At 36.3% G+C, this 9,866-nt stretch carries 3 protein-coding genes; 1 reads left to right on the top strand and 2 read right to left on the bottom strand.

What is annotated here, in order from left to right; genetic code table 11:
* Nucleotides 1-6,384: Rib/alpha-like domain-containing protein (locus tag ACWOBP_RS07995; protein ID WP_455338242.1), on the bottom strand; the 6,384-nt coding region annotated here is incomplete at its 3' end.
* Between the two features lie 831 nt (nt 6,385-7,215).
* On the opposite strand from ACWOBP_RS07995, the gene ACWOBP_RS07990 reads away from it, so the two are divergent.
* Complete coding sequence (locus tag ACWOBP_RS07990) at nt 7,216-7,533, top strand: hypothetical protein (protein ID WP_455338241.1); 318 nt, start codon at nt 7,216-7,218, stop codon at nt 7,531-7,533.
* 336 nt (nt 7,534-7,869) lie between these two features.
* Here the strand turns inward: ACWOBP_RS07990 and ACWOBP_RS07985 are convergent.
* On the bottom strand, nt 7,870-9,866 hold a 1,997-nt coding region (locus tag ACWOBP_RS07985; protein WP_455338240.1), incomplete at its 5' end, for a mucin-binding protein.

Here is a 9,866-nt window from a genome sequence, read left to right as displayed (position 1 = left end):
GTCTGTTTTGATTTCTGGTTTTGATGGTGCTTGTGTATCTTTTGTTGCTTTCGCTGGTGTGCTTGCTTCTGATACATTTCCTGCTGGATCTGTTGCTTTTGCTGTTACGTCTCCTGCTGGAAGTTCTACTGTTGGTGTGATTGTAGCTTTACCTTTTTCGTCTGCTACTCCTTCACCAATCTTGTTACCATCTTTATCAAATAACTCAACTTTAGCTCCTGGCTCTGCTGTTACTTCAACTGGTGTCTTAGTTCCTGCTTTATCTGTTAAGTCTGTTTTGATTTCTGGTTTTGATGGTGCTTGTGTATCTTTTGTTGCTTTCGCTGGTGTGCTTGCTTCTGATACATTTCCTGCTGGATCTGTTGCTTTTGCTGTTACGTCTCCTGCTGGAAGTTCTTTCGTTGGTGTGATTGTAGCTTTTCCGTTTTCGTCTGCTACTCCTTCACCAATCTTGTTACCATCTTTATCGAATAACTCAACTTTAGCTCCTGGCTCTGCTGTTACTTCAACTGGTGTCTTAGTTCCTGCTTTATCTGTTAGATCTGTTTTGATTTCTGGTTTAGCTGGTGCTTTTGTATCTGCTGTTGCTTTTTCTGGTGTGCTTGGTTCTGATACATTTCCTGCTGAATCTGTTGCTTTCGCTGTTACATCTCCTGCTGGAAGTTCTACTGTTGGTGTGATTGTAGCTTTTCCGTTTTCGTCTGCTACTCCTTCACCAATCTTGTTACCATCTTTATCGAATAACTCAACTTTAGCTCCTGGCTCTGCTGTTACTTCAACTGGTGTCTTAGTTCCTGCTTTATCTGTTAAGTCTGTTTTGATTTCTGGTTTAGCTGGTGCTTTTGTATCTGCTGTTGCTTTTTCTGGTGTGCTTGGTTCTGATACATTTCCTGCTGAATCTGTTGCTTTCGCTGTTACATCTCCTGCTGGAAGTTCTACTGTTGGTGTGATTGTAGCTTTTCCGTTTTCGTCTGCTACTCCTTCACCAATCTTGTTACCATCTTTATCAAATAACTCAACTTTAGCTCCTGGCTCTGCTGTTACTTCAACTGGTGTCTTAGTTCCTGCTTTATCTGTTAAGTCTGTTTTGATTTCTGGTTTTGATGGTGCTTGTGTATCTGGTGTTGAACTTGGTTCTGTAACAGTTACCTTAACTGGAACTTCTTCTTTAGATCCATCTGGATATGTTACAACTACTGTCGCATCTTTTTCACCTGGTGTTGCTGTGTCTACTGGATCTTTGAAGGCTACTGTTGTACCCTTAGGAAGATCTTTTACATTTCTAATTGAATCTTCTGCTTTTGGTGTTGTTCCTTTATCTACAGTTTGTGGTTTAGCTGTTGGTTCGTTCTTATCTGCATCTGTTGGTTTTTTAGTTACAAATTCTGATAATGGTTTTTTATCTTGAGAACCATCTTTATATGTTACAACAAGATTTCCATCAGCATCTTTTTCGATTGATTTAATCTTAGCATCTTTATCAGCTACAGCTTGACCTTTTTTGTCTGCAAAGTTAGCGTCATCGTTGTTTTTAGAGTACTCAAGTTGAAGTTTCTCTTTGATTTTGGCTAAGTCAGCATCTGTTACGTTAGCTGGATCTGCTACAACAACTTTTTCAGTTGGAGTTGCAATATCATATTTTTGAGTTTGTCCCTTAAGCATAACACGGAATGCACCTGGATCAGTTGCAGTTGAGCTACCTGTGGCTTTATTCTCAATAAATGCACCATCTTTATCCGTTGCAGTTGCATAACGCCATCCTAAAGCCATACCTTCTGGATTTTCTCCTTTAGTTGCTGCCTCTAGTTTGTCTTTTGTTAAACCATCTGTCGCTGCTGGAGTACCTGAATAAGTAATGACTGCTGGTGCTTCTGCTGTCGCTGGAGTCTCAGCATTGATAACATTTGCTTTAAATCCATATTGTGTATTGATAGTATTTGCTTCACCTGCAACATTGGCAAACGCTCTGTTACCACCTTGTTTTACAGTGGCACTTGCAATTTTTCCGCTATCATCTTTGAATTTGATATCGAATGAGTTTTCTTCTCCAGCATATACATAAACTTCTTTATTAGCTTTATTAGAGTAAGGAATCTCTACTGTTGGAGCTACTGCTGTTGTTTCTTTAGTTACAAATTCTGACAATGGTTTTTTATCTTGAGAACCATCTGTGTATGTTACTACAAGATTTCCTTTATTATCTTTTGTTACTGATTTAATCTTACCATCTTTATCAACTGGAGTATCTTTTGCGATATTCGCATCGTCGTTGTCTTTCTTGTACTCAAGTTGCAGTTTTTCTTTAATTTTAGCCAAATCAGCATCTGTTACATTAGATGAATCTGCTACTGTAACTTTTTCTGTTGGAGTCTTGATATCGTACTTATCTGTTTGAGATTTGACAACGAATTGAACATATCCTGGTTTTTGTTGACGCACTGCATCGTCAGTCGAAGCATTGTAGTCTGCCCCTGTCATAGATTTGGCATCATCACTATCTTTAGCTTCAATGAAACTTGTCCACTGATTTGGAGCTTTAAGTGTCGTAACACCAGTCATCTTGATAGTTGCTGTTCTCTTATCAGCAGATACTGTCCCTTCTCCATTTGTAACAGCACCATTATCAATCTTACCTACTGTAAATCCATACTGTGTAGCATTATCATTTGTAACACCACCTGGTCCACGTAGGTATAAATCTTTAACTGTCGTTTCGTCTTTACCTGTAAATGTTAAATCTGTGTTTTCTCCTGTATAAACGTAGATTTGACGTTTGGCAGCATTTGAGTATGGAATCTCTACTGTTGGAGCTACTACAACAAATTCTGACAATGGTTTTTTATCGATAGAATCATCTGTGTATGTTACTACAAGATTTCCTTTATTATCTTTTGTTACTGATTTAATCTTACCATCTTTATCAACTGGAGTATCTTTTGCGATATTCGCATCGTCGTTGTCTTTCTTGTACTCAAGTTGCAGTTTTTCTTTAATTTTAGCCAAATCAGCATCTGTTACATTAGATGAATCTGCTACTGTAACTTTTTCTGTTGGAGTCTTGATATCGTACTTATCTGTTTGAGATTTGACAACGAATTGAACGTATCCTGGTTTTTGTTGACGCACTGCATCGTCAGTCGAAGCATTGTAGTCTGCCCCTGTCATAGATTTGGCATCATCACTATCTTTAGCTTCAATGAAACTTGTCCACTGATTTGGAGCTTTAAGTGTCGTAACACCAGTCATCTTGATAGTTGCTGTTCTCTTATCAGCAGATACTGTCCCTTCTCCATTTGTAACAGCACCATTATCAATCTTACCTACTGTAAATCCATACTGTGTAGCATTATCATTTGTAACACCACCTGGTCCACGTAGGTATAAATCTTTAACTGTTGTTTCGTCTTTACCTGTAAATGTTAAATCTGTGTTTTCTCCTGTATAAACGTAGATTTGACGTTTGGCAGCGTTTGAGTATGGAATCTCTACTGTTGGAGCTACTACTGGAGCTGCTGGATTTACTAGATATGCTGCTGCAATCTTATCTTTTGATCCATCAGGATAAGTGATAGTAAGATTTCCTTTTTCATCTACACTGTATTGTGATTCTGCTGGAAGACTTGGGTTAGCAGATTTCACTGCTTCGATAATCTTGTTCTTTTCAGTTTCACTAACGCCGTTAGAATTCGCAATATCTACTTTTGTACCTGCAACTGGCCCATATTTCTTAGCGGTCTCAAGAACATTTACTATAAGTTCTCTGTATATCGTTGTTGGTTTATCTCGATTCTTCGCATGGAAAATAACACTTGTACTTCCTGCTGGCTGGTCCATTGCAACAGTACCACTATATTTAGCATCACGTTGTTTAATCGTAGCTCCTTTTGAAGATCCTAGGTACCCCCCTGATGGTACTACGCCTTTTATAGCTGTAGCATTTTTCTCAACCGAAAATTTCTCTAAAGCTGTAGCTTGAGCTACAACATCAACATCAATTTTATCACCAGGATATACTGTAATCTCTGATCTACTTACCAATAGTCTAGTATCATTATTACCAGTCACACCACCATCTTTAACAGTCAACGGTGATGCTGTAACTGTAATCGGTGCACTCTTAGCTGACTCTTTACCACCTGCTGGTGTTGAAGTCGCTGTAATCTTTCCTGCTGGAAGACTGTTTGTAGGGTGAATAGTTGCTACACCTTGGGCATTAGCTACAGCTTCACCGATCACAACACCATCTGTGTTGTAAAGCTTAACAGTTGAACCTGCTGGTGCTTTAACTGTCACATCAGCTGGCGTACTTGCTTTACCTGCCAAATTATTGACAATTTCTGGACCGCTAGTCGCAGCACCTGCCGCTGGATTGTTAGTTGCAGCATCTGCTGCTGGAGTTGCTTCTACAGCATCACTTACTTCTGATGTTTTACCATTTTTGGTAGCTGTCGCTGCTACAATACCAGCCGGAATGTTTACTGTTGGAGTGATTCTTGCCACACCTTGGGCATTCGCAACGGCTGTACCAAGTTTAGTTCCATCTTTGGCGAACAGGGAAACTGTAGACCCCGCTTCTGCTTTCACTTCAACCGGAGTTTTAGTGTTAGCTTTACCTGTTAGACTTGTCGTGATAACTGGCTTAGCTGGTGCTACTGCTTCTTTTTCAACAATTACTTTTACTGGTTTTTCTACCTTCGAACCATCTGAGTATGTTACTACTGCTGTAGCTGTTTTTTCTCCTGGCGTTGCTGTGTTTACTGGTGTCTTGAACTCAGCTTTTGTTCCAGCAGGAAGCTTTTTGAAGTTAGCAATTGAATTTTCTGCTTTTGGTTGTTCACCAACTTTAACCGTTTGAGTTTTTACAGTTGGAGGAGTAACATCAGCTTTTGATAGATTTACAGGGTTCACTGCAATTCTGTGGAAACCATGGTCAACTCCTGCTGTCCCTGTACTTAACATTCCCATCGAAACCTTCATATTTTTCAACTGTTCATTTGTTACTGTATCAGGAACTGTTGTTGTAAACTCCCATACATAACCGTCTCTATAGTTACCACCTGTATTCGCATTATCATAGATAACACGCTTACCTGGCAAAGCATTTGAGTTTACTAAATTTTTTGTATCAGATAGCTCGTCTTTTACCGCATCCTTATAATAGAAACTAGTATTATTATACAGAGTATCTAGTCCCCTAGTATAACTATCCCAATTACCATTTATTTTCAAATTCTCATTTTTATCAAGAGCACGTCCTGCTGCTGTGGCTGGAGTAGGGTTGTCAAAACTTACAGTATCACTAAGACCGCTTCCATCCCCTCCGACTAATTGTCTTTTACCATCTTTAAATTTCCATTCCGCTTTATATTGCAATCGGCGAATATCCGTAGGCATATTCACTTCATTAGGAATCTGAATGTAATTTCGGAACACTTCATTCTGTACTCCATAGTCATTTGCGAAGTTTTGTAAATGGTTATTGAAGAAAACTTGCCAATCTACAGAAGTAATTTTCCCAGTAGCATTTGTATTATAACGAGCTCTATATTTCATCACGGAATTAACTGCAGTTATTGCATTACGAGAATCAGATGAACCTCTTATACCACTAGTAATAACATGGTCTTTTTTTCCATAGTCGGTCCCCGTAGAATCAATATTATAGGCAATTTCCGCCCTAAATGCATTATTCTTATCTAATGCTTTACCGTTACGTGGGTCGTTAGATCCTGTGTTTTCGATTGAGTTAGATTCTGATTTTTTCTCTGTGTTTTCTGCTTTTTTACCTACAGTTGGTTGTCCGTTAGTAGCGTCTACTGCTGGAGCTTCTTTTTTCTCTACAGGTTTAGCTTTTAATTTAGTGTTCGCTGTAGTTACTAATTTGCTGTAAGCTTTTTTTATTTCGTCTTGAGTTGTTGCATTCGCTAATGTAGTTTTTGCAGCTTCTAGGTCTGCTTTTAATAATGCTACAGATTCTTCTGTTTTGTTGTCGTATGTTCCATTAGCTAATTTTGCTTCGATTTCTGCGATGTAGTTTTCTAGTTTAGTTTTGTCTAAAGCTTTAACTTCTTGTGTAGTTTCTCCGCTTAATTTTGCCGCTACTGCACTAGCTACATCTTCTTTAGTAGTTTCTTTTGCTACTGGTTGTGCTGTAGCTACTGGTGCTGCTACAACCCCTTCTGAAGCATTAGGATTTGTTGTGTTGTCAGATATCGTGTTGTTTGATACTTCTTCACTCGCCTGCGCCACTGCTCCAGCACCAAAGAAGATACTTGCACCGATTACTACTGATGCTGTACCTACTTTGAACTTCTTAATAGAGTATGTCTCTACCTTCGTTCCTTCTTTCTTATTTTTTAAATATTGATTATTTTTTCCTATCAACTTTAAAATTCCTCCTCTAAATTGATTTTAAGTTTTACAGATTAATACGAAAAATTGCAGGACAGACCATGCCCTTGTTATTTTTCCAAGAGCATCACCTATCTGCAAGTATTAATTTTCTATCTTATAACGATTATAATATTATAAACTCTATAATAATTCAAGTAAAAAAAGTCGCACAATCCCCCTTATTTCGTAGAAAACATAAACTTTTTCTCATTTGAAATTTCTGATAATATTTTCCAAAATATAATATCACTCAAACTTATTATTTTTTACCAATATTTTATTAAATAAACTTCGTTCTTTTCTCGTAACAGAAACTCTCACACCTACGGTAAAAAAAAAAAAAACGATTACATTCATATTGATATAGATATTTTTTATCTTTTTAACGAATACAACAAGCCTATAACAATCCATTTAAACTATAGTTGAAACAGATTATCATTCTAATATTACTTCTTAAACTATAGTTGAAACAGATTATCATTCTAATATTACTTCATAAATTATTTTTTATTAATAATCAAAATTTAATTCTAAATATTTTTTTGATACATTAATTTTAAATCATTTTTTATCGTTATTTCATCGAGTTATTAATCATCGATTTTTTATATTTTTTGTGTAAATAAAATTTTTTCTCTTTGAGATTTCTTTCTATTATATATAGACTCTTTGAAGTCATCTGTAATACGAAGATATGCATTATGGATTTTTGTTTAAGTAAATGCACCCAACTTACTGGAGCACGGCTTGTAGCTCGATCGATATTAGTAATATCTTTTTCTACCACTTCATTTATCAACTCTTGCATTTCTTCCGCAGATGTTTTGGACAAATTTTGGAGGGCTATTTATTATAAAATTAACAGATAAAAATAAGATAGAAATATATAGACTTAATAAAGAAGAATACTCATACAAAGAACTATCTAAAAAGTTTAAAATAAATCTTAGTAATGTGAAGTATATGGTAAAATTAGCTGATTTACATGGTGAAACAGTACTGATTAAAAAGAAAAGTACTTACTATCCACCGGGATTGAAACTAGATATAATCAATGAAGTTTTAATATTGAGAAATTCTATACACGCTACTTCATTAAAGTATCCATTACCAAATGCTGGTTTACTATGTAATTAGATTTCAAAATTTAAAGAAAACGGGTATAATATACTAGAAAAACCGAACGGAAGAGCTAGTAAGATGAAAAAAATAATAAAAATATTGAAAATAAAGAATTATCAAAAGTTGAGAGAGATTTTGATTTTTCATCGTAATTATATTTTTTTAGAATTTATTTTTCCTAATAATTTAACTTTTAACTATAGTTTTTTTAGCTAATTAACAGTCATGGATTTTCATTTATTATCTTAATACTATTCAATATAAATAACCATAAAATTATAACTTCACCTTAATATATCTATCATAAAAAGAATGGCTAATATATAACCATTCTTTTTAAATATCCTTACTTTAGTTTTGTTTTTTACGTCTAGCTACCTCTGCAGCTACTAACGATATTAATCCTAAAACTTCAAAACCAGTAGTTTTTTCCCCTGTATTAGCTAATTTTCTTACTCCTTGCATCACTACTACATCTTGAAGTTTTGGTTCTGGTTTTGGCTCCGGTTTTGGTTCCGATTTTGGTTCTGGCTTCGGTTCCGGTTTTGGTTCTGGCTTCGGTTCCGGTTTTGGTTCTGGCTTCGGCTCCGGTTTTGGTTCTGGCTTCGGTTCCGGTTTTGGTTCTGGCTTCGGCTCCGGTTTTGGCTCTGGCTTCGGCTCCGGTTTTGGCTCTGGCTTCGGCTCCGGTTTTGGTTCTGGCTTCGGCTCCGGTTTTGGCTCCGGTTTTGGCTTTATAGTATAGTTTACAATAACTTCCTTATCTAGAGATGTTCCTCCTACCTTTTCTTTTTCTACTTTTTCTTTATCTGGTAAATAGTAATTTTCAATTATCGGCGAACTTATTTCTTCCCAGCTTCCTTCTGTCCATTTGCCTTCTGTCACTTCTCCTGTGACTTTATTTACTTTATTTGTTCTTGTTAGTTTTACTTTTTGTACTACTGGCTCTTTTAGGACTTTGTTTGTTTCTTTTTCTAGGTAGTTTATTGTTCTTGTTACTTCTTTTTCTTCTGTAACTTCTTTTGTATCTGCTTCGTAGTATACATCAATCGTTTTGTTTTCTGTTGTTGATGTTACTTCTGTCGCTTCTACTCTTGCTACACTTGGAGCTTTATAGTTTTCTATTGCTTCTGGGGTTACTTCTGACCAGTTACCTTTGCTCCATTCTCCGTATGTAACATCACCTGTGACTTTATTTGTTGTCTTCAGTCTTGTTAACGTCACTGTTTCAACTGTTGGATTTTTCAAGACTTTGTTCGTACCTTTTTCTAGGTAGTTAATCGTTCTTGTCACTGTTTTTTCTTCTGTTCCAGTTTCTGTATCTGCTTCGTAGTATACATCAATTGTTTTGTTTTCTGTTGTTGATGTTACTTCTGCTCTTTCTACTGTTGCTACACTTGGAGCTTTGTATTTTTCTATTGCTTCTGGTGTTACTTCTGACCAGTTACCCTTGCTCCATTCTCCGTATGTAACTTCTTTTGTAACTTTATTTGTTGTCTTCGGTCTTGTTAACGTCACTATTTCAACTGTTGGATTTTTCAAGACTTTGTTCGTACCTTTTTCTAGGTAGTTTATTGTTCTTGTTACTTCTTTTTCTTCTGTAACTTCTTTTGTATCTGCTTCGTAGTATACATCAATTATTTTGTTTTCTGTTGTTGATGTTACTTCTGTCGCTTCTACTCTTGCTACACTTGGAGCTTTGTATTTTGCTATTGCTTCTGGTGTTACTTCTGACCAGCTGCCTTTACTCCATTCTCCGTATGTGACATCACCTGTGACTTTGTTTGTTGTCTTCAGTCTTGTTAACATCACTGTTTCAACTGTTGGATTTTTCAAGATTTTGTTCGTACCTTTTTCTAGGTAGTTAATCGTTCTTGTCACTGTTTTTTCTTCTGTTCCAGTTTCTGTATCTACTTCGTAGTATACATCAATTGTTTTGTTTTCTGTTGTTGATGTTACTTCTGCTCTTTCTACTGTTGCTACACTTGGCGCTTTGTATTTTGCTATTGCTTCTGGGGTTACTTCTGACCAGTTACTTTTGCTCCATTCTCCGTATGTAACATCACCTGTGACTTTGTTTGTTGTTTTTGTTCTTGTTAACATCACTGTTTCAACTGTTGGATTTTTCAAGACTTTATTCGTACCTTTTTCTAGGTAGTTTATTGTTCTTGTTACTTCTTTTTCTTCTGTAACTTCTTTTGTATCTGCTTCGTAGTATACATCAATTATTTTGTTTTCTGTTGTTGATGTTACTTCTGCTCTTTCTACTGTTGCTACACTTGGCGCTTTGTATTTTGCTATTGCTTCTGGTGTTACTTCTGACCAGTTACCTTTACTCCATTCTCCGTATG

Source organism: Gemella parahaemolysans (assembly GCF_053758945.1).
The sequence above is the reverse complement of the archived record's forward strand: the minus strand, read 5'-3'. Positions and strand labels throughout refer to the sequence as shown.

Bases quoted from the DNA above. Each gene is read 5' to 3' on its own strand.
- ACWOBP_RS07990 (WP_455338241.1), top strand. From the start codon at position 7,216: ATGTTTTGGACAAATTTTGGAGGGCTATTTATTATAAAATTAACAGAT.